Here is a 23,070-nt window from a genome sequence, read left to right on the forward strand (position 1 = left end):
GATTTTTTTTATAATGATAATTACGTTTTATTCACCTAAAAAAGGATATCTGTAATCTACAGGAGTGACAAAAGTTTCTTTAATCATTCTTGGAGACACCCAACGTAGTAAGTTTAATGCACTACCAGCTTTGTCATTAGTTCCAGATGCTCTAGCTCCACCAAATGGTTGTTGTCCTACAACAGCACCTGTTGGTTTGTCATTAATGTAGAAGTTTCCAGCACAGTTTTTTAAAGCTTTAGTAGCTTCTACAACAGCATATCTATCTTGAGCTAAAATTGCTCCAGTTAATGCATATTCACTAGTTTGGTCAACTAATGTTAATGTTTCAGAAAATTTATCATCTTCATAAACATAAATTGTAATTACAGGACCAAATAACTCTTCTTGCATAGTTGTGTATTTAGGATCTTCAGTAACAATAACTGTAGGCTCTATAAAGTAACCTTTAGATTTGTCATGATTACCACCAACTATAATCTCTACATTGTTGTCTGTTTTTGCTTGGTCAATGTATTTAGCTAATTTGTCAAAAGATCCTTCATGTATTACAGCAGTAACAAAGTTGCTTAAATCTTCAGGAGATCCCATTTTAAAAGAATTTACATCTTCTATAACATAATCTTTAACTTCGTTCCAAATGCTTTTAGAAACATACGCTCTAGAAGCAGCGCTACATTTTTGACCTTGAAACTCAAAAGCACCTCTTACAATTGCAGTAGCAACCTGTTTTGGATGAGCGGTTTTGTGTGCAACAATAAAATCTTTCCCTCCAGTTTCTCCTACTATTTTAGGGTAAGTTTTGTAATTATGAATGTTATTACCTATTTGTTTCCACAGTTCTTTAAATACATATGTAGATCCTGTAAAGTGTAAACCAGAAAAATCAGGACTAGCTAAGACAGTATCAGTAATCATTACAGGATCACCAAAAACAACGTTTATAACTCCAGCAGGTACACCAGCTTCTTTAAAAACGTCCATAATTACTTTAGCAGAATATATCTGAGAATCACTAGGTTTCCATACTACAACGTTACCCATTAAAGCCATACAAGCAGGAAGGTTTCCAGCAATAGCAGTAAAGTTAAAAGGTGTGACAGCATAAACAAATCCTTCAAGTGGTCTGTATTCTAAACGATTCCAAGCATCACTAGTACTTTCTGGTTGGTCATGATAGATCTCAGTCATGTACTGTACGTTAAAACGTAAAAAGTCTATTAGCTCACACGCAGCATCAATTTCGGCTTGGTGTACAGTTTTTGACTGTGCAATCATTGTAGCTGCATTAATTTTAGCTCTGTAAGGACCTGCAATTAATTCGGCAGCTTTTAAAAATATTCCAGCTCTGTGCTCCCAAGGTGTATCAGCCCAAGCTTCTCTTGCTTCTAAAGCTGTAGAGATTGCTTCATCGATATGTTTTTGTTCTGCTATAGCGTGTGTTCCAACAACATGTTTGTGGTCATGTGGAGGAGACATAGTGTTTGTTTTATCTGTTGTAACATCTTTACCATTAATATACATTGGTACATTAATTTGACTGTTAAACATTGTTTTGTAAGCGTCTAAAACTGCTGCTCTTTCTGGTGATCCAGGAGCATAACTTTTTACAGGTTCGTTAACAGCAATTGGTACATTGAAAAATCCTTTTCCCATGATAAGTGTTGTGTTTGTAGTTTAAAATTTAAAGTACAAAGTTAAGGATTTTTGTTGGGTTATTTGTGTTAGTAAAATTGTAAAATTAAGCGAGCTTAAAACGTTATAAGTATCTTTATTAGGTAAGGTTAATTTATGGCAAAAGGCGCACTTAATTTAAATGTAGGAATAGCTACATTAAATTTTTTGGTGGTCGTAAAATTAACCATATTGTAGTGTCCCTTCATAGCTCCAAATGGAGATGTAAGTAGGCAACCTGAAGAATAAGTATGAGATTCACCTGGTTTTAAAACAGGTTTTTGTCCAATAACACCTTCGCCAGTTACAATAACAGGTTGGTTTAAGGCATCATAGATGGTCCAATGTCTTGCATTAAGTTGGACTGAATCTTTGCTCTGGTTTTCAATGGTAACTTGGTACGCGAATGCAAAGTTAATTTTATAGTCTTTATAAAATGTACCTTCAAATTCCGTTTCTACCGTAATTTTTATTCCTCTTGTAACTTGTTGAACCATTATGTAAGCGATTTGCTTATTGTAAAAATAATAAAATATATTTTAAGTTAAACTTATTTGTGTGTGTAACTGCCTTTTTAACAATTAATTAGTGATTCCAACCGAGTTAATTTCGCCTAAACCTATGATTTTATCATATCTAGCACCTAATTCTCTGTAGTAAACTAAAACTTTATAGTTGTTTTCGGTTTGCCAAAAATTACCACCAATAGTATATTGGTCTACGTCACCTTTATTATTAACAATAGCATATTTGTAATTATAATATCCTTGTTTTAATAAAATAGCTTTGCTATAAACGCCTTCTTCCTCATAGTATTCTAATTTTGTTGCATCCTCTATTTCATAATTATTAAAATTACCAAAGACATAAATGTGACTGCCTTCTTCTAGTTTGGGATATTGAAGCGCAAAGTGTACCCAAGCATAATCTGCTTCAGTTTCCGGTTGGTCAGAATTTAAAGCGTTAATAAAAAAGTTTCCGTTAAGATCTGGATTATAGGTGTATTTTTGATTTGCTCTAGACGTGTTAGTGTATAAGTACGTTTGGTATAAATCTTCTAATCTTATGTATTGGACACCATTGTTTGCAGCTCTTATTTCTTTGTTTTCAAAACTTAAAAATTCATTACCTCCAAAAAAGCTTGAGGCTTCTGTGTATCTATAAGTTAATTCGTTAGCTAAAATATATTGAGGTTCTAAATCTGTGATTGCATTTTTAATATTATTATTTTGAATTATAACAGTTTTTACTGTTTTTTTAGGGTTTACAAATTGAATTGTACTTGAGCTTATTGCAATGTCAACCGATTGTTTCTCGGCAATTGTTGATACATCTCTAGAGCGCTTTATTTGTACTCCAACATCTGCTTGTTGTTGATAAACCATAAATTTTCTACTAAAAACAATATCATCATAATCGTCATAAATTGTTATGATGTAATTACCTGTCACTTTTATGTTTTTGGTGTACTGATTTGGTATAGATAGGTTGTAATGCGAGTAAGTTTGAAGTGTATTAAATGAGTTTTCATAATCTCTTATGCGTTGTTCATCAAACCCTTCTATATATTCTGATTTAACTAAATTTGAAGGAGTCCAATCAAAATTATAATGTTTAATTTCGTAATAATAATCTTCTTCATCTCCATTTAGGGCATCAAACTCTAATGTTATGGTTTCTCCTAAAGCTATGATTGGTAGTTGGCTTTCAGTTGTTCCTCCATTAAAATAGATAGATTTAATATAGTCAGGAGGAATGATTTCTTCAACTTGAGCAAAACTGCAGTAAGAAATAAGTAAAAAACAGATGTGGTGTATGGTGTTTTTGGACATTTAAAAAGTAGCTTTAAATAACAAATATAATCAATTTCTATGCCTAAGCCGTTTGCTTTATTTAGAATTGTTATAAATAAAGAAACAACAGTGTTAACCTCAAAGTAAATTTGTTATAAATTTGTATTTTTGCTCGGATTTTTAAGCCTTAAAAATCACAATCAGTATAACTATTAACCAATAGATTTATAATATGTCAAACGACATTAAGATTAAAAAAGGTCTGGATATTAAATTAGTCGGAGCAGCCGAAAAGGTTACCGAAACTGCTATTGTTAGCAATTATTATTCAATTAGACCGGAAGATTTTCATCAAGTTACCCCTAAATTAATAGCTAAACAAGGCTCAAAAGTAAAAGCAGGAGAACCTGTTTTTTATGACAAAGCTAATGAAGCTGTAAAATTTGTTTCACCTGTTTCAGGAGAAATTATTGAGATAGCTCGTGGTGAAAAAAGAAAAATTATTTCAGTAAAAATTCAAGCAGACAAAGAACAATCATTTCATGATTATGGTAAGCTAGACGTAAATTCAGCTTCAGCTGAAGCTATTAAAGCACGTTTACTAGAGTCAGGATGTTGGGCATTTGTAAAACAACGTCCTTATGATGTTATTGCAAAGCCAGATGGTCAGCCTAAAGCTATTTTTATATCAGCTTATGCAAGTGCACCTTTAGTAGCAGATTTAGATTATGTGTTACAAGGTAAAGAGGCGCAATTGCAAGCAGCAGTAACAGCTTTAAGCAAATTGACAACTGGTAAAGTTCATGTTAGTGTTGCTAAAAAAGGTAATTCGCCTTTAGCAGGATTATCAGATGTTACTTTACACAAAGTGTCTGGACCACATCCATCAGGAAATGTTGGGACGCAGATTAACAAAATAGACCCTATTAATAAAGGTGAGGTTGTTTGGACAGTAAATGCTCAAGACCTTGTTATTATTGGAGACTTATTGTTAACTGGCCAGTTTAATGCAGAGCGTATTGTAGCTTTAGCAGGTTCTTCTGTGAAAAAACCACGTTATTTTAAAACTAAATTAGGAAGCGAAATCGCAACTATGGTTTATGATAACGGAGTTGATAAAGACGGAAATGATCGTATCATTTCAGGAAACGTTTTAACAGGTAAGCAAGTTAAGCCAGATGGGTTTTTAGATTATTATAGTAATACAATTACTGTAATTCCTGAAGGTGATGATTACGAGTTTTTTGGATGGAATAAGCCAGTTTTTAATAAAGTGTCAACATCAAGAGCTTTAACTTTTTCATGGTTAACACCAAACAAAAAGTTTGACTTAAATACCAATACAAACGGAGAACATCGTGCTTTTGTTATTACTGGTAGTTATGAAGAAGTGTTTCCTTTAGATATCTTTCCAATGCAAATTTTAAAATCTTGTATGTATAAAGATTTAGATGAAATGGAAGCTTTAGGTATGTATGAGGTTGCACCAGAAGATTTTGCTTTAACAGAATTTGTATGTGTGTCTAAACAACCACATCAAAAGATTATTAGAGAAGGATTAGATTTAATGCTTAAAGAAATAGGATAATGGGCTTAAAAAGTAATTTACATAATTTAAAAGAAAAGTATAAAGGAACCAAAATGGCTCCTGCGTTTAACGCCATTCATACTTTTTTATATTTGCCAAATGAAACCACTCATGGTGGAACGCACATTAAGGCAGCAGATGATTTAAAACGTACAATGAATATTGTAATCATGGCTTTAGTACCATGTTTAATATTTGGTATTTTTAACGCAGGTTACCAGCATTATGCAGCTATTGATGCAGCATCAGGAGTTATTAGAGAGGCTTCTTTGTTTAGCAACTTTATAACTTGGGACAACTTTGTTGTTGGAGCTTGGACTGTGTTACCATTAGTAATTGTATCCTATGGAGTTGGTCTTATTGTTGAATTTATTTTTGCAGTAATCAAAGGTCATGAAGTAGAAGAAGGTTACTTAGTAACAGGTATGTTAGTGCCATTAATAGTGCCAGTAGATATTCCATTATGGATGTTATCTGTAGCAGTAATTTTTGGTGTAGTAATAGGTAAAGAAGTTTTTGGAGGTACAGGAATGAATATTCTAAACCCAGCATTAACCATTCGTGCTTTCTTGTTTTTTGCATACCCAACATGGATGTCAGGAGATAAAGTTTGGGTACATGAAGCGGTTGAGCGTGCAGGAACTGCAGATGCAATTTCAGGAGAAACATTATTAGGTGCTTATGCACAAAATAGTAGTTTAGCTGGAATTGATTATATGGATATGTTTTTTGGGTTTATTCCAGGATCAGTTGGAGAAACCTCTAAATTATTAATCATTATTGGAGCTTTGTTTTTGATTTTTACTAAGGTTGGAAGCTGGAGAATTATTATTTCTACTTTAATAGGAGCTTTAACAATGGGATTAATATTTAACGGAGTTGTTTCTGCTGAGTGGATTGGAGAATCTAGCAAATTTTACGGATTAATGAATGTACCATTCTGGCAGCATTTAATTATTGGTAGTATTTTATTTGGTGCTGTTTATATGGCAACAGATCCAGTAACTGCCTCTCAAACAAATAAAGGGAAATGGATTTATGGATTCTTAATTGGTTTCATTTCAATAATGATTCGTGTATTTAATCCAGCGTATCCAGAAGGTGTGTTTTTAGCTATTCTATTAATGAATGTCTTTGCACCAACTATTGACCATTACGTAATACAAGGAAACGTAAAACGCAGAAAGAAACGTTTAAAAGTTAAAACAGCATAATCATGGCAATGAACACAGATAAAAATTCATACACCTTAATATTTGCAATTGTAATGGTACTAGTTGTAGGATCATTATTAGCGTTTACAGCATCTACTTTAAAACCAACAATTGTAGAGCAAGAACGTATGGAAAAGCAACAGAATATTCTGTATGCAATGGGTGTAAATGGTAATGAAGGGACAGGAGATATAACTTTTGTTTCAAAAGAATTAGTAGATAATGGTTCTGGTAAAAAATCACCAAAAGTATCAGTAGAATTCGCAAAATATATCACAAAGCAACTAGTTATAGAAAACGGAGTTGCTAAAGAAGATAAACAAGCCTATTTAATTGATGTTAAAAAGGAACAAGCAAAAGCTAAAAACGGAGGAACAAGACGTTTACCTTTATTTATAGGGGAAAAAGATGGTAAAACATTTTACATCGCACCAATAAGAGGTAAAGGACTTTGGGATGCTATTTGGGGTTATGTTGCTTTAGATGCAAACATGGTTGTTCAAGGTACATTTTTTGATCACAAAGGAGAAACACCAGGTTTAGGAGCTAATATTAAGCAACGTTACTTTATGGATGATTTTTATGGCGAAAAATTACTAACTGACGCAGGTGTCTTTAAAGGTATTACGGTTGCAAAAGGTAATAATGATCCTAAAAACGAAATTAAAGACGATTACGAAGTTGATGCATTAGCAGGAGCAACTATCACAGGAGATGGTGTAACAGCAATGATTAAAAAAGATTTAAAGTTATACCAACCGTATTTCGAGAACTTAAAAAAACTAGCTAGCAATTAATTATGGGACTACTTTCAAAAAAAGACGCAAAGTTAATAACAGATCCTTTAGCGGATAATAACCCTATTACTATCCAAGTATTAGGTATTTGTTCTGCTTTAGCTATTACCGCAGAGTTAAAAGCGTCGTTGGTAATGGGTATTGCTGTAATGTTTGTATTAGGAATAGGTAACGTGGTAATATCATTAATGCGTAACATAATTCCTTCTAAAATCAGAATTATTGTACAACTTATTGTAGTTGCTTCATTAGTAATTATTGTAGATCAAGTGTTAAAAGCGTTTGCTTACGAACTAAGTAAAACACTTTCAGTATTTATTGGGTTAATTATTACTAACTGTATTATTATGGGACGTTTTGAAGCTTTTGCTTTAGCTAACAAACCTTGGAGGTCTTTTCTTGACGGAATTGGAAACTCTTTAGGTTATGCAGTCATCTTAATAATTGTTGGTTTTTTTAGAGAACTTTTAGGGTCTGGTACACTTTTCGGAATACCAGTATTAGGTGATCCAATCGAAAAAACAGGAGTGTACGCATTAGGTTACGAAAACAACGGATTTATGTTAATGCCTCCAATGGCATTAATAATTGTTGGACTTATCATTTGGGTACAACGTAGTAGAAACAAAGCATTAATCGAAGACTAAAAATATTATGGAACATTTAGAATTATTTTTCAAGTCGATTTTTATAGACAACATGGTATTTGCAGTATTCTTAGGAATGTGTTCTTACCTAGCAGTATCTAAAAAAGTAGCAACAGCTGTTGGATTAGGTGCAGCAGTAATATTTGTATTAGCTATTACTGTACCACTTAACTGGTTATTGGATCAGTACATTTTACAACCTGGAGCATTAACTTGGTTAGGTGCAGAATATGCAGATTACGATTTAAGTTTCTTATCATTTATCATGTTTATTGCAACTATTGCAACAATGGTACAATTGGTAGAAATAGTGGTAGAAAAGTTTTCACCATCATTATATAACTCTTTAGGTATTTTCTTACCTCTTATTGCAGTAAACTGTGCCATCTTAGGTGGATCCTTATTTATGCAGTCAAGAGAAATCGAAACTTTAGGTTTAGCATTTAACTATGGTATCTCTTCAGGTATCGGATGGTTTTTAGCTATACTTGCCATTGCAGCAATTAGAGAAAAGATTAGATACAGTAATGTACCTGCACCATTAAGAGGATTAGGAATCACATTTATCATTACAGGATTAATGGGAATTGGATTCTTAAGTTTTGGAGGTATGTTAACTGGAGGAGATGAAGAAGCTCCTAAAAAGGAAAATACAACAGCAGTGAAAACTAAAGTTGAAGAAACAAAAGAATTAGCTAACAATACTAAAATAATAGAGTAATATGATTTTAGCAGCAGGAACAACAGGAACAGTAATAGTAACTGTAGTAGCTTTTTTACTTATAACATTAGTATTAGTAAGTTTACTACTTTTTGTAAAACAAAAATTATCACCATCAGGTCCAGTTAAGATCTTAATTAATGGTGAAAGAGAAATCGAAGTATCTTCAGGAGGATCATTATTATCAACTTTAGGTAGTAATAAAATCTTTTTACCATCAGCTTGTGGTGGTGGTGGTACTTGTATTCAATGTGAATGCCACGTTTTATCTGGTGGAGGTGAAGCTTTACCAACAGAAACACCTCACTTTTCAAGAAAAGAATTAGCACATGGTGCACGTTTATCTTGTCAAGTAAAGGTTAAGCAAGACATGGAAATCACAATTCCAGAAGAAGTATTCGGAATTAAAAAATGGGAAGCAACTGTAGTATCTAACTACAACGTGGCAACATTTATTAAAGAGTTTGTAGTTGAAATTCCAGAAGATATGGACTACAAAGCAGGAGGTTATATTCAAATAGAAATTCCTAACTGTACAGTTAATTATTCAGAGATGGATATTACTGCACATCCAGAAGATCATCCAGGTGAGCCTAACAAGTTTGAGGCAGATTGGGATAAATTTGGATTACGTCCTTTAGTAATGAAAAATGATGAGTTAGTAGAAAGAGCATACTCTATGGCTTCTTACCCTGCAGAAGGAAGAAGAATCATGCTTAACGTACGTGTCGCTACACCTCCTTTTGATCGTGCCAAAGGCGGCTGGATGGATGTTAATCCAGGAGTTGCATCTTCATATATTTTTAATCAAAAGGTTGGTGATAAAGTAACTATTTCAGGACCTTATGGTGAATTCTTTATCAACGAGTCTGATGCAGAAATGCTTTACGTTGGTGGAGGTGCTGGTATGGCTCCAATGCGTTCTCATTTATACGAGTTATTTAGAACTATCAAAACTGGTCGTAAAGTTACGTATTGGTATGGTGGACGTTCTAAAGCTGAGTTATTCTACATTCACTATTTTAGAGCATTAGAAAAAGATTTCCCGAACTTCAAGTTCTTTATTGCATTATCAGATCCAACGGAAGCTGATAACTGGAAATTGAAATCAGATATTAATGACGAGTCTGGTGATGGATTTGTTGGATTTATTCACCAAGTGGTAATAGACCAATATTTGTCTAAGCACGAAGCTCCAGAAGACATAGAATTATATTTCTGTGGTCCTCCTTTAATGAATCAAGCAGTTCAAAAAATGGGAGAAGATTTTGGTATTGATGATGAAAATATCAGATTTGATGACTTTGGAGGATAGAAATAATCAAAAGATTATAAAGTTTTCTTAATATATAAAAAGCTCGATACGAAAGTATCGAGCTTTTTCGTTATTTGTAATATGAGAAAAGCAGCACTTATTATTTTAATTATTGTCACATTAGTGCTTTTGTTTTACCAATTAAATCCAAAACCTATTAAGCATTTTGTAAATGCAGTTACTAAAACAGTACAACTTTTAGATAAAGATAGCTTAACAATAGCCTCAAGAGTGAATACTCCTAAAGGTTTTGAGCGTCTAAGTTATCCAAAGGAAAGTTTTCAAGAGTACCTTAGACATTATAATTTAAAACCTTTTGGTAGCAAAATTATAAATTATGATAATTCAGAATATTATTGGCAGAAAGGACATATTGGTGTTTTGGAAGTTCCAGTACCAAAAAACGGTTTACAGCAATGTGCAGATGCACTAATTAGAATTAGAAGCGAATATCTTTGGGATACCAATCAAAAGGATAAAATAGGTTTTAATTTTACTTCAGGACACTATTGTTCTTGGTCTAAATACGCAAAAGGTTATAGACCTAAAGTTAATGGAAATAAAGTTACATTTAATAAAACAGCACAGGAGGATTATAGTAAGTCTAATTTTTATAAGTATTTAAACTTGATTTACATGTATTCAGGGACATTGTCTTTGTATAATGAGTTAAATGCTATTACACAGATTCAGGATCTTAAAATTGGTGATATGTTAATTCTTGGAGGTAGTCCAGGACATATTGTAATGATTACAGACGAAGCGATTAATAGCAAAGGCCAAAAGTTGTTTTTGTTGTTTCAAGGTAATACACCTGCTCAAAGTGTTCATTTAGTAAAAAATTTAGAAGATCCAATCATTTCTCCTTGGTATGATCTTAAAATGAATGCTATAATTCCTGTGTCCAATTACACTTTCTACAATTCCAAATTTGTAAGATTTAAGTAATTTGTTGTCTGGCTTTTCTTCCGCGAAAGCGAAATAAACTTTATTTTTGTAGTATGAGTAAAGCATTATCAAAACAAGAGTTACATAACTTGGCTATGAATCATGTTGGTAAAGATTTAGAACAACGTGGTTTTGAATTTATAGCTATAAATAGCCAATTAAAAAGGCATCCACAATTTGTTTGTATGGATAAAAACAAACAGTATTTTTTTGTGGTTGTTCGTGCTGTTATCTTACCAGAAAATGCCAATAATTATGATGTTGTTTGGATGGAGTCCTTTAAAAAGCATGCATTTGAAAAAAATGCAAAAGTACTTTATGCTGGTGTTGGATTAGGTAACCCTAAAGGTGAAGATTTACCAATATATCTTAATGAAGAATACTTAATTGAATATAACGGAATACAATTATTAGAATCTAATTTAAATTAAGATGAAAAAAAGTCTATTAGCCATTGTGCTTTTGATTGTAATGGGTTGTAAAAAACAACCTGAATTACTTAAAATATCTGGTCCTGTATTTGGTACCAGTTTTAGTGTGCAATATTTTGACTTAGATGGTCGTGATTATAATAAACAATTTGATAGCTTATTTACTATCATAAATAAGTCCATGTCTAATTATCAGGCAGATTCTGATATTTCTAAAATTAATAGAAACGAAGCTGTTACTTTAGATCAACATTTTAAAAATGTATTTGAAGCTTCAAAACAAATTTATCGTGAAACGGAAGGTGTTTTAGATCCTACTATTGGACGATTGGTTAATGGATGGAACTTTGGCTCAGAACACACAAAAACTGCTTTAGATAGCGCAAAAGTAGATAGTTTGATGCGTTATGTTGGTCTTAATCGTGTTGGAATTAAAAATAATAAACTTATAAAATCTAAGGAGGCTTTTATAGATTTTAATTCTATTGCTAAAGGGTATGGTGTAGATGTTATTGCAGATTTTTTAGAGTCTAAAAGTATCAAAAATTATATAGTAGATATAGGTGGAGAGCTTCGTGCTAAAGGGATTAATCTTAAAAAAAATAAAGGTTGGACAGTTGGAATAGAAAATCCAAATTTTGATGGTTCTCAATCCTATGATAAAACGATAGTACTAAGCAATCAAGCTATGGCAACTTCTGGTACATATCGTAAATTTAAAATTGATAAAAACGGAAACAGATATGCACATATCATAAACACCAAAACGGGATATCCTACTAAAACTAATATTTTAGGAGTATCTGTAATTACAAATACGTGTATGCTGGCAGATGGCTATGCAACCGCTTTTCAAGCAATGGGATTACAAAAACTGGATTATTTTTTAGCAAAGCATCCAGAACTAAAAGTATATGTTATTTTTGAAGGTGACAATGGAGAATTGGAGTCTAAAGCATTTAATGGATTTAAAACAAATTAGTTTAAAAAGCATTGTACATTAGTAGTAACCAACCAGAAACTAAAAGTAATCCTCCAATAGGAGTTACAGGTCCAAGAAATTTTAATTTTTTACCTTTAGCGTCAGACAAAATTAAACCGTAAATACTAAACGAAAACAATATTATACCTATCACAAAACACCAATAAATACTGTTAGATATTTGACCTTGACCGTAACCTAAAGCCAGTAAAACAATAGCGTGATACATTTGGTATTTAACACCAACTTCAAAACTATGTAGCTGATCTGTTGTTAATATTTTTTTTAAAGTATGTGCACCAAAAGCTCCAAAAATAACAGCTAGCATCCCGAATAAAGCGCCTGTTGCAATTATAGTTTGCGATGTCATAAATTTATATTTAGGTTATTGTTTTTTGTAAACTACAGGTATAATTTCACCTTTTGCTAAGCAGTATTTTTCTATCGCTTCCGCGGAAAGTTTAGCCGTATAATCAACTTCATTTACCATAAAGCCAATAGCTCTTAGTTTGTTAAAGTAGTCGTAGCCATACACACGTACATGATCATATTGACCAAAAATTTCAGCTCGTTCTTTTTTATCAGTAATACTATCGTCCTCAAAAGTGGTTTGTCTACTTAAATCTTGCGGAATTTGAAATACACCATATCCACCAGGTTTCATTACACGATATAGCTCTTGCATAGCTTTAGTGTCGTCTGGTATATGTTCTAACACATGATTACATAAAATAATATCATAGGTGTCATTTTCAAACGGAAGGTCGCAAATATCTGCTTTTACATCTGCAATAGGAGACAGTAAATCTGTAGTTGTGTAATCTAAATGATTTAAAGCTCTAAACCGATTTAAAAAACATTGCTCTGGTGCAAAATGCAGTACTTTAAGTTTTTCAGAACTAGAAGTACTTTCAGATTCAAAAAAAATAGTTTCGTTTTGTAAATACAACCATAACAATCTGTGACGTTCTAAAGATAGGGTAGAAGGTGATAAAACGTTATTACGTTGTTTACCATAGCCATAAGGTAAAAAACTTTTAAAGCTTTTACCATCAATAGGATCTGTAAAGGTGTTTCCTTTTAAAAAAAACGCTAAAACTGGTCTAATAATATAGCTCAACCTTATTAATAAAGGTCTCGGTATCACGTTTAATATTAGTTTAAAAAGACGTTTCATTTAAGCTTTGGCTAATTTCTTTTGCAAAATTAAGTCAGTAATAGTATCCCAAAGTGCAATACGTTGTTGTAAAGCTTGTTTAGCAGTAGTTAATGTTTCTTCCCATTTATTACTGTCATTACCACATAACTCTTCAATCATTTTTAAAGATAAAGGACCATGTTCATCTCCATCTAACTCAATGTGTCTGTTTAGATAGTAAGATAATTTACTAAAAGATTGCTCTTCGGTTTTTGAATGTTTTATAATTTGAAAAAACATATCAGGTATAATATCCTCTCGACCAAAAGTAAAAGCAGAGGCAATAATATGAGGTTTATTTGTTTGTATAGTTTTAAAAGTATAATCTATAAACTGATAAGTTTTAGAATTTAAATTTATGTTATTTGCAGCTTCTTCTACTGTTTGTCCTAAAGTTAAATTAGCTATAAATTGTTTGATTTTAGTCGTATCTGCACCAATTTGCGTCATAGCATCTAAGTACATTTCAAAATGACTTTTAGCTTCACCAAGCTCATTAACATCACTTTCTTCGCCTAAAACAATTTCGTTTATAAATCTTGACGTTGCAGGATTAGATACAGGTAGCCAAGGTAACGTTGTTGTTGTTAAATGGTTTTGAAGTGCTTTTAAAAGTGACATAAAATCCCAAACAGCATATACGTGCTGTTCCATGAAAAGTTTAATATCATCAAGATTTGATAATACCGAATATAATTTATGGTTATTTAATGTTTCTCTTAAAGGCTGTAATTGCTGTTCTAAACTGTCAATAGTCATAAATTTATAGCACTAAAGGGGTTTGTCTAAATTCATCTTCTTCATTACTAGTAATACCCAAAGCTTCATATATGTAAGCAAAAGTGGATAGTAATTCTGGTTTACCATCTACAATTGCAACATCATGTTCAAAATGTGCACTTGGCTTACCATCTAAGGTCGTAATAGTCCAACCATCTCTGTGTTGTTTAATGCGTTGCGTACCAAGATTAATCATGGGTTCAATTGCTACAACCATCCCTTCAATAAATTTCTTACCACGACCACGTTTACCATAATTTGGCATTTCTGGGTCTTCATGCATTTTAGTACCTAAACCATGTCCAACAAGTTCACGTACGACACCATAACCATGATCTTCGCAATATTTTTGTATAGCATAACCAACATCTCCAACACGATTACCAACTTTTAGTTGCTTGATTCCAGCGTATAAAGATTCTTTAGTAACTTGAAGTAGTTTTTCAGTTTCTGGGTCTATTTCACCTACTGCAAAAGTATAGGCGTGATCACCATAATATCCATTTAAAATAGAGCCACAATCAACAGATATAATATCTCCATTTTCTAAAGGCGTATTATTAGGAATACCATGCACCACTTGAGAGTTTGGACTCATGCATAAGGTATTAGGAAAATCATATAATCCTAAAAAACCAGGAACAGCACCTAAATCTCTGATGTGTTCTTCAGCAATTTTATCTAATTGTAATGTGGTAACACCTGGTTTTACTGCTTTAGCAACTTCACCTAATGTTTTAGAAACAACTAATGCAGCTTCGCGCATTAATTCTATTTCTTCTTTTGTTTTAACTATAATCATGGTTCAAAAAAATATGTGCAAATATACTTAAAATAAACCGCTTTATTAATTTTGAAGACATGACATTTAGCAGGTTTTAAAGTATTTTGATATGGTATTTTTGTGTTATAAAAATTACAATTATGTTTACATCAGTCACTGCAGAAGAAGCAGTAAAAGTTATAAAATCTAATAATAGGGTTTATATTCAAGCTGCAGCTGCAGCACCACAATCTTTAATACAAGCAATGACCAAAAGGCATGAAGAGTTAAGTCATGTCGAGATTTGTCATTTACATACCGAAGGAGAAGCACCTTATGCAAATCCAGAATTAAAGGATAGTTTTCATGTTAATTCTTTTTTTATCGGAAAAAATGTGAGACATACTTTAAAAGCAGGAAATGGATCTTACACACCTGTTTTTTTAAGTGAATTACCAATTTTGTTTAAACGTAATATCATTGATTTAGATGTCGCTTTTATTCATGTCTCTGTTCCAGATAAACATGGATATTGTTCTTTAGGAGTTTCTGTTGAAGCGACATTAGCAGCAATTGATAATGCAACAACTGTTATTGCTCAGGTTAATAGGTATATGCCCAGAACACATGGAGCAGGAATTATACACGTATCCGAAATAGATACTTTTGTTGAAAGTCATCAACCTTTACCAGGTCATGATGTAGTAAAACCTAATGCTATTGAAAATAAAATTGGCGATTTTGTAGCTAATTTAATTGAAGATGAAAGTACTTTGCAAATGGGAATTGGAAGCATACCAAATGCAGTGCTAACTAGATTGACTAATCACAAAAACTTAGGGTTACATACTGAGATGTTTTCGGATGGAGTTATAGATTTAATTTTAAATAATGTCATAAACGGAAACTATAAAGCTATTAACAGAGGACGTGCATTATCTACCTTTTTAATTGGATCACAACGTTTGTATGATTATGTAGACGATAATCCTTTTGTAGAAATGCGTGCATCTAATTATACTAATGATGTGTCGATAATTAAACAAAATCCTAAAATGGTAGCTATTAATAGTGCTATAGAAGTAGATGTTACTGGACAAGTTTGTGCAGACAGTATAGGTGCACACATGTACTCTGGAGTAGGAGGTCAGATGGATTTTATAAGAGGCGCTTCTTTAAGTCAAGGCGGAAAAGCAATCATAGCATTACCATCGGTTACAAAAAATGGAATTAGTAGAATTGTACCAACATTAAAACCAGGAGCAGGTGTGGTAACAACACGATCACATGTGCATTATGTAGTTACAGAATATGGTGTAGCTAATTTGTTTGGTAAAACAATCAAGGAACGTGTGAAAGCTTTAGTAGAAATTGCGCATCCAGACCATAGAGAGCAAATAGATAGGCAATATTATGATTTAATAAAATATTAAAACTTAAACCATTTTTTTTTCTTTGGCTTAGCTAATTGTGGTGTTTCGTTGGTTAACATTTGGTAGATTTCTCCCCAACCTAAGATGCCACCAATGTTGCGGTCGTCTATAAAAAGGTCTGCATGTATTTTTCTGCTTGCTTCATTTTTAAAGACTTCTTCAGGAAAACTTTGATTTACTGCATAAAAAGTAATGCCATTATCTTTACAAAATGAGACTGCTTCATCTAATTTTTTACCGTGTCTGTAGGTCCAAAGTATAAGTCTATGTCCATCTTTTTGAAGACGTTTAAGGGTTTCAAAAGCAAAAAGGCGAGCTTGTCCAATACTTGGATAAGCATCTTCTACTATTGTACCATCAAAATCTACAGCAATTATAAGTCCTTTGGAAAGTTTCATTTTAATAAAAATTGAATTCAAAAATACAATATTAATGACAAATTAATAATCATTATTATATGGTGAAACTAAAAAGTGTATCAATTTATATTGATACACTTTTTAGTTGAAGTTATTTTGATTCTTGTAGCTTAGATTAAGCTATTACAAGTCATTGCTTCAGGTTGATCTACTCCCATTAATTTTAAAATAGTAGGAGCCATATCACCTAAAACACCATCTTTGATAGTTTTTAAGTCTTTATCAATTAAGATTAAAGGTACTGGGTTTGTTGTGTGTGCAGTGTTAGGTGAACCATCAGGATTAATCATAGTTTCACAATTACCATGGTCTGCTATTAATAAGGTGGTATAGTCATGTGCTAAAGCAGTAGTTACAACTTGATTTACACATTTGTCAACGACTTCACAAGCTTGTATTGCTGCAGACATTGATCCTGTGTGACCAACCATATCTCCATTTGCAAAATTTAAACAAACAAAATCTGCTGTTTCGTTTTCTAATTCTGGTACTAATGCATCAGTTAACTCAAACGCAGACATCTCTGGTTTTAAATCGTAAGTAGCAACTTTTGGCGAATTCTTTAAAATACGACTCTCTCCTTTAAAAGGGGCTTCTTGACCACCTGAAAAGAAAAACGTAACGTGTGGATATTTTTCTGTTTCGGCAATACGTATTTGTGTTTTGTTATTTTTTTCTAAAACTTCACCTAAAGTTTCAGTAATATTATCCTTGTCAAAAATTACTTTTATACCAGTAAAAGCATCACCATAATTGGTCATAGTTACATAGTATAAATTTAGTTTGTGCATGTTTTGCTCATGATGGTCGTTTTGGTATAACGCATCTGTTAACTCGCGTCCACGATCTGTTCTAAAATTAAAAAAGATAACGACATCATCTTCTTTTATAGTGGTTAAAGGTTGTCCTTCTAGATTTGTTTTTATGATAGGTTTAATAAACTCGTCAGTAACATCTCCATCATATTGTTTTTGTATACTTTGTGATAAATTATCAGATAATTCACCAGTACCATTTACTAATGCGTCATAGGCTAATTTGATACGTTCCCAACGGTTATCACGATCCATAGCATAATAACGACCTGTTAAACTGGCTAGCTTTGTATGTTTGTTTTTGGTAAAGTCTTCTAAGTCTTCAACAAAACCTTTTCCTGATTTTGGGTCTACATCACGTCCATCTGTAAAGGCATGTACATAAGCGTTTTTTATACCTGAAGCTTCGGTAGCAGTAATTAACCCTTTTAAATGATTAATGTGAGAGTGTACTCCACCATCACTTAACAAACCTAAAAAATGAATGTTTTTATTTTCCGCTTTAGCGTAATTAAAAGCATCTTGTAAAACTTGTTCTTGAGCTAAAGTATTATTATCTATTGCTAAGTTGATTTTTGCTAAATCTTGGTATACTATACGTCCTGCACCAAGATTCATGTGGCCAACTTCACTATTTCCCATTTGACCTTCGGGCAAACCAACATGTAATCCATCTGTACGTAGTTGCGCATTTGGATAATTGGTATATAAACTATCTATAAAAGGTGTGTTAGCATTATCTATTGCAGAGACTTTTGGATCAGGCGATTTTCCCCATCCATCTAAAATCATTAAGATTACTTTTTTGTTCATTTTATTAGATTTTGTTTATACAAATATAAAAACAAAAGTCCTGCAATTGCAGGACTTTAAGGTTTGTTTACGATAACGATTTAGTTAATCGAATATTTTTCAATGGACTCTCTAATATGTTCTATACGATTGTCAGGATCTGGATGTGTGCTCTTAAACTCTGGCTGTCTGTTAGGTCCAGCAGCTGTTTTTAAAATTTCCATAACAGCTATCATTTCTTCTGGATTATATCCAGATTTAATCATGAATTTTACGCCTAAATCATCACTTTCTAATTCGTCATCACGACCATTAGTTAGTAATTTTGTCATACCATATTGTTGAATAAATCCACCAGCATCTGCACCTACAGATCCAGCGGTTGAAAGTCCCTGCCAAAGCTCGGAATTGGCAATACGCTCTGCACTATGTTTACCTAAAACATGACCAATTTCATGACCTAACACACCAGCTAATTGGTCTTCGTTTTCTAGTTTAGCAAATAAAGCATAGGTGATAAATATTTGTCCTCCAGGCAACGCAAATGCATTTATAGTATTTGCGTCTGCTAATAAGTGAAACTCATAGTTATATGGTGTTTCTTTGGCGATACTATTATTTACTAGCTTGTTACCTACATTGTCCACTAAGGTTTGATAAGTTTGATCTGGATAAAGCCCACCATGTTGAGCTGCCATTTGATCACGACTTTGTAAACCCATTTGTATTTCTTGATCAGGAGTCATAGATATGGCTTGTTTTTTTCCAGTGTATGGATTTATTTCTTGCTGGCTGCAATATTTAAATCCAAAAAAAGCTGCAATACACAAGCCTATAAGTAGCCGTCCTTTTAAATTTCCTCTCATTTTTAATTAAAATTGTTAATATTACAATTTACAAAAGTTCTGGGTTAATATCTAATATGTTTTGGTTTAAGTACTGATTTATAAATGTTTCGGTAAAAGAATCACTTCCAGATAAAGCTTCTTTTTTTAATATTTCAGTAATATTTAATTTTTGATAGGCTTTTAAGTAGTCAAATGAAAGTGCTTTGTAGCTAAAGTGCCAAGGTTCATATTTAAAACCTTTACGGTTAGCATTATCTGTATATACTAAATAAAACCCATAGGTAGCAGCATTAACATCCATCCACTCTTTTAGTTTACAATACGGTCCATTATTATGAAAATTACTTGGTAGTAAAACACTTCTAGGTTGTTTGACATTAGTTTGGTATATGTCAATATCTGTTCCCCAATGGTGACGAGATGTACCTGGTATGGTAGAGTATTCTATAATTTTTTTAATATTATCTTGATCAGATAATCCTTTGGCTTTGTTGCTTTTAAATTTACGTTCCCAAATGCGTTTTTGATGAGCAAATCCTCTGTAACTAGAAACCGCTCCTATACTAATTCCGTCCTTTAAAGCAGCAGTCTGCATTTTTTTGAATGCTAAATGAGGTTCTTCTCTTAGGTTATACCCATTTCCGAACAGTTTAGGTTGTCCTTTTCCTATTAATTCTTCATTTGAAATTACAGTTTGATAAAAAGCAAATTGAGGTAAACTTGCAATTGTAAAGCAAATAGTTAATACGATTTTTTTTAAAGTTTGTTTTTTCATTTTAATGATTTATGCATGGTGTAATGTGGACCAACTTCGGGAATATTAAATTGCGTTCCTATCGTTTCAAATCCATTTTTCTTATAAAAATTTAAAGCTACAATTCTAGCATTAAACCAAAGCTTGTTTATGTTTTTACTTTTTAAAAAATTAACTCCATACGTTAGTAATAGCTTTCCGAATTGTAATCCTTGAAACTCTTCCAAAACACCCATTGCACGTAATCTATATTGATTTGAGTCTTTAAATAAAGGGGATTGATCTGCTACAAAAGTGCAAACTCCAGTAAGTTGATTTTTGTAAAATAAACCAAAATGATATGTGTTACTTAAATCATCTTGCGGAATATAACAAGCTTCAATTGGTTTGCCTTGTCTTAATACTGCATGCCTGACAGGTATTGTGTCGCTTCCTTTAATAGGTCGGATTGTAATGTCCTTTTGTGATAATGTATCTAAGCTATTTTGCATAGGTGTTAAAACTAGAATAAATGTAAATATGATATTTCAAAATTAATTAATTTTGAATAAAAAAAAAGTAATGGCTATTAGCTTTAAATTAATTGAAAAGGAAAATATTAATTGTATTATTCCTCTAATTCAGAAATTATCTAATCATAAAAATTCAGATGCTATTTTAAAAGAACGTTTTGCCGAGATGATTACTCAAAATTATGAATGTGCAGGAGTTTATGATAATGACAACTTGATTGGTGTTTCTGGAATGTGGTTTCAAACAAGACATTATGCAGGAAAAAGTATGGAGGTTGATCATGTCTATATTGAAGCTGAATACCAAGGACAAGGTTTGGGTAAGCAGTTTTTTAAATGGATGTATGCTTATGCTAAAAGTAAGGGATGTACAACTTCAGAATTAAATACCTATGTGCAGAATTACCCTTCGCATAAGTTTTATTATAACGAAGGGTATGAAATTTATGGATATCACTTTTTTAAAACTTTATAGTTTTAATACGTTATGTAAATGTATCCAGAATAACTTTTGTTTTCTTCAGGAAGTTGTAATACATAAAAATAAGTACCTACAGGTAATTTACTTCCTTGATTACCAACTACCGTTTTATTAGAAATTCCATTAAATGTATTGTCATAATTTTCGGCATCATAAACAACTCTTCCCCAACGATTAAATATTTTAAGATTGTTTTTAAAAAGTTCTATTCCTTCAATTACAAAATTATCATTTAGACCATCGTTATTTGGGCTAATACCATTATAGACTGTTAATCCGTCACTTCCAATTAAGGACCCAAAAGTTATAATTGAATAATCATTTGGTATAAACTCTATAGAGCTTATTGTTCCATTGTTAATATCTCCAGTTATAGCAGAATTACCTAAGTCCATCCATTTGTTTTCAACTTCACTCCAGCCAACAACTCTTAAATTCATTAAATCATCAACTAGGTTATCTATTTGGCTTTCTTGATTCCAGGTTAAAGTAACAAATGTTTCTGTTCGACCATCAAAATCCCAAAATTCTTCAATATTTACTTGGTTAATAATACCTTCTGACATAGTGGTGTCAAAATTGGTGCTGAATGTAGAAGGGAAATTTGGATCTTCATTATAATATGCAGCACTAAATTTTTCAGGTCCAGTCTGATTAGGTGTAATTAAAGGTCTAAACTTATCATCTTGACCAATTGGGAAAATAAAAGATTGATTAGTGGTGGCAGATGCATAACCATCAACATGTCTTAAATCGTCTTCGAGAGTATAAATAGCATTTCCAAAATAATCTAAAGAAACATTTGGAGTCAATCTTGGTGTGATAATATCTCCAATTATATAATCTAGTCCGTTTGTTATTTGAGTGTTTATTTGAAGGTAAAGATGATTATCTACAGCAACTTCGACATCATAAAATCTAGGCACGTTTGTACCTGAAATTGTTATTGGATTGTCTTCGTTATAAAAACCTGCTAAACCAACATTTTGATTAAATGGACCGTCATTTTGTAAATCTACATGAAATCCAATTTGTCCTTGATCATGAATTTGGATATTTCCAAAGTTATGAAAAGCTTCTTGTGCAATACTAATATTAAATACTAGTAAGGCTATAATTATTATAGTTCTCATAGTCTTTATTATTTATATGCTGTGAATAAAACAACAACATTATCTGATTTGTTTGTAACATTAATAGTGAAACCATTTGTGTTAAATGAAGTTAAACTTGCTAAGGTTCTACCAACAGCATTACCATTTTGATTACCATACCTTAACCCTATACATCTTGTACTTGACGCATATCTAGAAATATCATTAATAGAATTTCCACTACCACCTACATATATAACTTGTTGTGTAATTGTTCCAGAATCGTTTCTAGCAAAACCATTCATTGATCCAAAAGAATTGGCAATTCCTGTATTATTATCTCCAACACCATTATCAGAATCTAAATCTAATGTTTCTACATTAGCATGAGCTACAAAAGTTATAGATGAAGGTTCAAATGGTAAACCAGTTATTGTTTGATTTCCTGTAGCGGTAATAATAAACTGTCCAACATATGTACTTGAAGGCCCAACTTCACCTTGAATTCCTTGAGGACCTTGAGGTCCAACTCCTCCATCAACACCATCAGCACCATCGTTTCCGTCTGCTCCAGCAGGACCTTGCGGTCCAGTTTCTCCTTGAATACCTTGTGGTCCAACTGCTCCATCAACACCATCAGCACCATCGTTTCCGTTTGCTCCAGCAGGACCTTGTGGTCCAGTTTCACCTTGAATTCCTTGAAGACCTTGTGGACCAACTGCTCCATCAACACCATCAGCACCATCGTTTCCGTCTGCTCCAGCAGGACCTTGCGGTCCAGTTTCACCTTGAATACCTTGAAGACCTTGAGGTCCAACTGCTCCATCAACACCATCAGCACCATCGTTTCCGTTTGCTCCAGCAGGACCTTGTGGTCCAGTTTCACCTTGAATACCTTGAAGTCCTTGTGGACCAACTGCTCCATCAACACCATCAGCACCATCGTTTCCGTTTGCTCCAGCAGGACCTTGCGGTCCAGTTTCACCCTGAATACCTTGAAGTCCTTGTGGACCAACTGCTCCATCAACACCATCAGCACCATCGTTTCCGTCTGCTCCAGCAGGACCTTGA

Annotated in this window: 24 protein-coding genes and 1 pseudogene; 11 read left to right on the forward strand and 14 right to left on the reverse strand. The window is 32.7% G+C overall.

The annotated features are described in order from the left end of the window. Positions 1-27: 27 nt before the first annotated feature. From pruA to ITB9_RS13820, 3 genes are all read right to left on the reverse strand, one after another. On the reverse strand, positions 28-1,656 hold the full coding sequence (gene pruA / locus ITB9_RS13810) for an L-glutamate gamma-semialdehyde dehydrogenase (protein ID WP_054852696.1): 1,629 nt from the start codon (positions 1,654-1,656) through the stop codon (positions 28-30). A 128-nt stretch (positions 1,657-1,784) separates the two neighbouring features. Further along, positions 1,785-2,171, reverse strand: coding sequence for a Co2+/Mg2+ efflux protein ApaG (apaG, locus tag ITB9_RS13815; RefSeq protein WP_054852697.1), 387 nt, complete (start codon positions 2,169-2,171; stop codon positions 1,785-1,787). An 84-nt stretch (positions 2,172-2,255) separates the two neighbouring features. Beyond that, positions 2,256-3,506 (reverse strand): type IX secretion system plug protein domain-containing protein, encoded by a 1,251-nt coding sequence (locus ITB9_RS13820; protein ID WP_054852698.1) that lies wholly within the window; start codon positions 3,504-3,506, stop codon positions 2,256-2,258. 193 nt (positions 3,507-3,699) lie between these two features. Here ITB9_RS13820 and ITB9_RS13825 point away from each other — a divergent pair, with 193 nt between their 5' ends. The 9 genes from ITB9_RS13825 (at position 3,700) to ITB9_RS13865 (ending at position 12,110) form a co-directional block, all read left to right on the forward strand. Further along, positions 3,700-5,055: a Na(+)-translocating NADH-quinone reductase subunit A gene (locus ITB9_RS13825; protein WP_054852699.1), complete on the forward strand. Its 1,356-nt coding sequence runs from the start codon at positions 3,700-3,702 to the stop codon at positions 5,053-5,055. Continuing rightward, positions 5,055-6,269 carry an NADH:ubiquinone reductase (Na(+)-transporting) subunit B gene (locus ITB9_RS13830; protein ID WP_054852700.1) on the forward strand — a complete coding sequence of 405 codons (1,215 nt, stop codon included), beginning with the start codon at positions 5,055-5,057 and terminating at the stop codon, positions 6,267-6,269. Before ITB9_RS13825 ends, ITB9_RS13830 begins: the two co-directional genes overlap by 1 nt. Before the next feature lie 2 nt (positions 6,270-6,271). Next, entirely contained in the window at positions 6,272-7,066 is a 795-nt protein-coding gene (locus ITB9_RS13835; protein ID WP_054852701.1) for a Na(+)-translocating NADH-quinone reductase subunit C, read from the forward strand. Positions 7,067-7,068: 2 nt separating this feature from the next. Further along, the gene (locus ITB9_RS13840) at positions 7,069-7,713 is read left to right on the forward strand and encodes an NADH:ubiquinone reductase (Na(+)-transporting) subunit D (protein WP_054852702.1); all 645 of its coding nucleotides are present in this window, start codon (positions 7,069-7,071) and stop codon (positions 7,711-7,713) included. A gap of 7 nt (positions 7,714-7,720) precedes the next feature. Further along, positions 7,721-8,434: an NADH:ubiquinone reductase (Na(+)-transporting) subunit E gene (gene nqrE / locus ITB9_RS13845; protein WP_036599962.1), complete on the forward strand. Its 714-nt coding sequence runs from the start codon at positions 7,721-7,723 to the stop codon at positions 8,432-8,434. A gap of 1 nt (position 8,435) precedes the next feature. Further along, entirely contained in the window at positions 8,436-9,749 is a 1,314-nt protein-coding gene (nqrF, locus tag ITB9_RS13850) for an NADH:ubiquinone reductase (Na(+)-transporting) subunit F (RefSeq protein WP_028290150.1), read from the forward strand. A gap of 81 nt (positions 9,750-9,830) precedes the next feature. Next, complete coding sequence (locus ITB9_RS13855; protein ID WP_054852703.1) at positions 9,831-10,697, forward strand: DUF4846 domain-containing protein; 867 nt, start codon at positions 9,831-9,833, stop codon at positions 10,695-10,697. Between the two features lie 53 nt (positions 10,698-10,750). Continuing rightward, the gene (locus ITB9_RS13860) at positions 10,751-11,128 is read left to right on the forward strand and encodes a hypothetical protein (RefSeq protein ID WP_028290148.1); all 378 of its coding nucleotides are present in this window, start codon (positions 10,751-10,753) and stop codon (positions 11,126-11,128) included. A gap of 1 nt (position 11,129) precedes the next feature. Beyond that, a complete protein-coding gene (locus ITB9_RS13865; RefSeq protein ID WP_054852704.1) occupies positions 11,130-12,110 on the forward strand; it encodes an FAD:protein FMN transferase in 981 nt (326 codons plus the stop codon). A 1-nt stretch (position 12,111) separates the two neighbouring features. Here ITB9_RS13865 and ITB9_RS13870 read toward each other — a convergent pair whose 3' ends face one another. From ITB9_RS13870 to map, 4 genes are read right to left on the reverse strand one after another with little or no spacing between them, the layout of a single operon-like run. Continuing rightward, on the reverse strand, positions 12,112-12,480 hold the full coding sequence (locus ITB9_RS13870) for a DUF423 domain-containing protein (RefSeq protein WP_054852705.1): 369 nt from the start codon (positions 12,478-12,480) through the stop codon (positions 12,112-12,114). A 15-nt stretch (positions 12,481-12,495) separates the two neighbouring features. Then, entirely contained in the window at positions 12,496-13,287 is a 792-nt protein-coding gene (locus ITB9_RS13875) for a class I SAM-dependent methyltransferase (RefSeq protein WP_054852706.1), read from the reverse strand. Continuing rightward, positions 13,288-14,067, reverse strand: coding sequence for a DUF3050 domain-containing protein (locus ITB9_RS13880; RefSeq protein WP_054852707.1), 780 nt, complete (start codon positions 14,065-14,067; stop codon positions 13,288-13,290). It abuts the gene before it with no gap. Between the two features lie 4 nt (positions 14,068-14,071). Then, positions 14,072-14,890 carry a type I methionyl aminopeptidase gene (map, locus tag ITB9_RS13885; protein WP_054852708.1) on the reverse strand — a complete coding sequence of 273 codons (819 nt, stop codon included), beginning with the start codon at positions 14,888-14,890 and terminating at the stop codon, positions 14,072-14,074. A 122-nt stretch (positions 14,891-15,012) separates the two neighbouring features. On the opposite strand from map, the gene ITB9_RS13890 reads away from it, so the two are divergent. Beyond that, complete coding sequence (locus tag ITB9_RS13890) at positions 15,013-16,284, forward strand: acetyl-CoA hydrolase/transferase family protein (RefSeq protein ID WP_028607278.1); 1,272 nt, start codon at positions 15,013-15,015, stop codon at positions 16,282-16,284. Here ITB9_RS13890 and ITB9_RS13895 read toward each other — a convergent pair. The 5 genes from ITB9_RS13895 to ITB9_RS13915 all read right to left on the reverse strand — a co-directional run bounded on the left by ITB9_RS13895 (position 16,281) and on the right by ITB9_RS13915 (position 20,403). Further along, complete coding sequence (locus tag ITB9_RS13895; RefSeq protein WP_028607277.1) at positions 16,281-16,682, reverse strand: BT0820 family HAD-type phosphatase; 402 nt, start codon at positions 16,680-16,682, stop codon at positions 16,281-16,283. The genes ITB9_RS13890 and ITB9_RS13895 overlap by 4 nt on opposite strands. A 131-nt stretch (positions 16,683-16,813) precedes the next feature. After that, positions 16,814-18,331, reverse strand: coding sequence for a 2,3-bisphosphoglycerate-independent phosphoglycerate mutase (gene gpmI, locus ITB9_RS13900; protein ID WP_054852709.1), 1,518 nt, complete (start codon positions 18,329-18,331; stop codon positions 16,814-16,816). Positions 18,332-18,411: 80 nt separating this feature from the next. After that, the gene (locus ITB9_RS13905) at positions 18,412-19,176 is read right to left on the reverse strand and encodes a M48 family metalloprotease (protein WP_028290139.1); all 765 of its coding nucleotides are present in this window, start codon (positions 19,174-19,176) and stop codon (positions 18,412-18,414) included. A 28-nt stretch (positions 19,177-19,204) separates the two neighbouring features. Then, positions 19,205-19,933 (reverse strand): M15 family metallopeptidase, encoded by a 729-nt coding sequence (locus tag ITB9_RS13910; protein WP_054852710.1) that lies wholly within the window; start codon positions 19,931-19,933, stop codon positions 19,205-19,207. Then, positions 19,930-20,403 (reverse strand): GNAT family N-acetyltransferase, encoded by a 474-nt coding sequence (locus ITB9_RS13915; protein ID WP_054852711.1) that lies wholly within the window; start codon positions 20,401-20,403, stop codon positions 19,930-19,932. Before ITB9_RS13915 ends, ITB9_RS13910 begins: the two co-directional genes overlap by 4 nt. 70 nt (positions 20,404-20,473) lie before the next feature. Here ITB9_RS13915 and ITB9_RS13920 point away from each other — a divergent pair, with 70 nt between their 5' ends. After that, complete coding sequence (locus ITB9_RS13920) at positions 20,474-20,899, forward strand: GNAT family N-acetyltransferase (RefSeq protein WP_054852712.1); 426 nt, start codon at positions 20,474-20,476, stop codon at positions 20,897-20,899. 2 nt (positions 20,900-20,901) lie between these two features. On the opposite strand, the gene ITB9_RS13925 is transcribed toward ITB9_RS13920, so the two are convergent. Next, complete coding sequence (locus tag ITB9_RS13925; RefSeq protein ID WP_054852713.1) at positions 20,902-22,038, reverse strand: gliding motility-associated C-terminal domain-containing protein; 1,137 nt, start codon at positions 22,036-22,038, stop codon at positions 20,902-20,904. Positions 22,039-22,046: 8 nt separating this feature from the next. Continuing rightward, positions 22,047-23,070, reverse strand: a pseudogene (locus ITB9_RS13930) (hypothetical protein); the annotation flags it as partial.

Source organism: Olleya sp. ITB9 (genome assembly GCF_001315805.1).
Classification (GTDB): Bacteria; Bacteroidota; Bacteroidia; order Flavobacteriales; family Flavobacteriaceae; genus Olleya; species Olleya sediminilitoris.

Excerpts from the sequence above, each read along its gene's own strand:
- pruA (WP_054852696.1), bottom strand. The coding sequence starts at position 1,656 with ATGGGAAAAGGATTTTTCAATGTACCAATTGCTGTTAACGAACCTGTA.
- apaG (WP_054852697.1), bottom strand. The coding sequence starts at position 2,171 with ATGGTTCAACAAGTTACAAGAGGAATAAAAATTACGGTAGAAACGGAA.
- ITB9_RS13820 (WP_054852698.1), bottom strand. The coding sequence starts at position 3,506 with ATGTCCAAAAACACCATACACCACATCTGTTTTTTACTTATTTCTTAC.
- ITB9_RS13825 (WP_054852699.1), top strand. The coding sequence starts at position 3,700 with ATGTCAAACGACATTAAGATTAAAAAAGGTCTGGATATTAAATTAGTC.
- ITB9_RS13830 (WP_054852700.1), top strand. The coding sequence starts at position 5,055 with ATGGGCTTAAAAAGTAATTTACATAATTTAAAAGAAAAGTATAAAGGA.
- ITB9_RS13835 (WP_054852701.1), top strand. The coding sequence starts at position 6,272 with ATGGCAATGAACACAGATAAAAATTCATACACCTTAATATTTGCAATT.
- ITB9_RS13840 (WP_054852702.1), top strand. The coding sequence starts at position 7,069 with ATGGGACTACTTTCAAAAAAAGACGCAAAGTTAATAACAGATCCTTTA.
- nqrE (WP_036599962.1), top strand. The coding sequence starts at position 7,721 with ATGGAACATTTAGAATTATTTTTCAAGTCGATTTTTATAGACAACATG.
- nqrF (WP_028290150.1), top strand. The coding sequence starts at position 8,436 with ATGATTTTAGCAGCAGGAACAACAGGAACAGTAATAGTAACTGTAGTA.
- ITB9_RS13855 (WP_054852703.1), top strand. The coding sequence starts at position 9,831 with ATGAGAAAAGCAGCACTTATTATTTTAATTATTGTCACATTAGTGCTT.
- ITB9_RS13860 (WP_028290148.1), top strand. The coding sequence starts at position 10,751 with ATGAGTAAAGCATTATCAAAACAAGAGTTACATAACTTGGCTATGAAT.
- ITB9_RS13865 (WP_054852704.1), top strand. The coding sequence starts at position 11,130 with ATGAAAAAAAGTCTATTAGCCATTGTGCTTTTGATTGTAATGGGTTGT.
- ITB9_RS13870 (WP_054852705.1), bottom strand. The coding sequence starts at position 12,480 with ATGACATCGCAAACTATAATTGCAACAGGCGCTTTATTCGGGATGCTA.
- ITB9_RS13875 (WP_054852706.1), bottom strand. The coding sequence starts at position 13,287 with ATGAAACGTCTTTTTAAACTAATATTAAACGTGATACCGAGACCTTTA.
- ITB9_RS13880 (WP_054852707.1), bottom strand. The coding sequence starts at position 14,067 with ATGACTATTGACAGTTTAGAACAGCAATTACAGCCTTTAAGAGAAACA.
- map (WP_054852708.1), bottom strand. The coding sequence starts at position 14,890 with ATGATTATAGTTAAAACAAAAGAAGAAATAGAATTAATGCGCGAAGCT.
- ITB9_RS13890 (WP_028607278.1), top strand. The coding sequence starts at position 15,013 with ATGTTTACATCAGTCACTGCAGAAGAAGCAGTAAAAGTTATAAAATCT.
- ITB9_RS13895 (WP_028607277.1), bottom strand. The coding sequence starts at position 16,682 with ATGAAACTTTCCAAAGGACTTATAATTGCTGTAGATTTTGATGGTACA.
- gpmI (WP_054852709.1), bottom strand. The coding sequence starts at position 18,331 with ATGAACAAAAAAGTAATCTTAATGATTTTAGATGGATGGGGAAAATCG.
- ITB9_RS13905 (WP_028290139.1), bottom strand. The coding sequence starts at position 19,176 with ATGAGAGGAAATTTAAAAGGACGGCTACTTATAGGCTTGTGTATTGCA.
- ITB9_RS13910 (WP_054852710.1), bottom strand. The coding sequence starts at position 19,933 with ATGAAAAAACAAACTTTAAAAAAAATCGTATTAACTATTTGCTTTACA.
- ITB9_RS13915 (WP_054852711.1), bottom strand. The coding sequence starts at position 20,403 with ATGCAAAATAGCTTAGATACATTATCACAAAAGGACATTACAATCCGA.
- ITB9_RS13920 (WP_054852712.1), top strand. The coding sequence starts at position 20,474 with ATGGCTATTAGCTTTAAATTAATTGAAAAGGAAAATATTAATTGTATT.
- ITB9_RS13925 (WP_054852713.1), bottom strand. The coding sequence starts at position 22,038 with ATGAGAACTATAATAATTATAGCCTTACTAGTATTTAATATTAGTATT.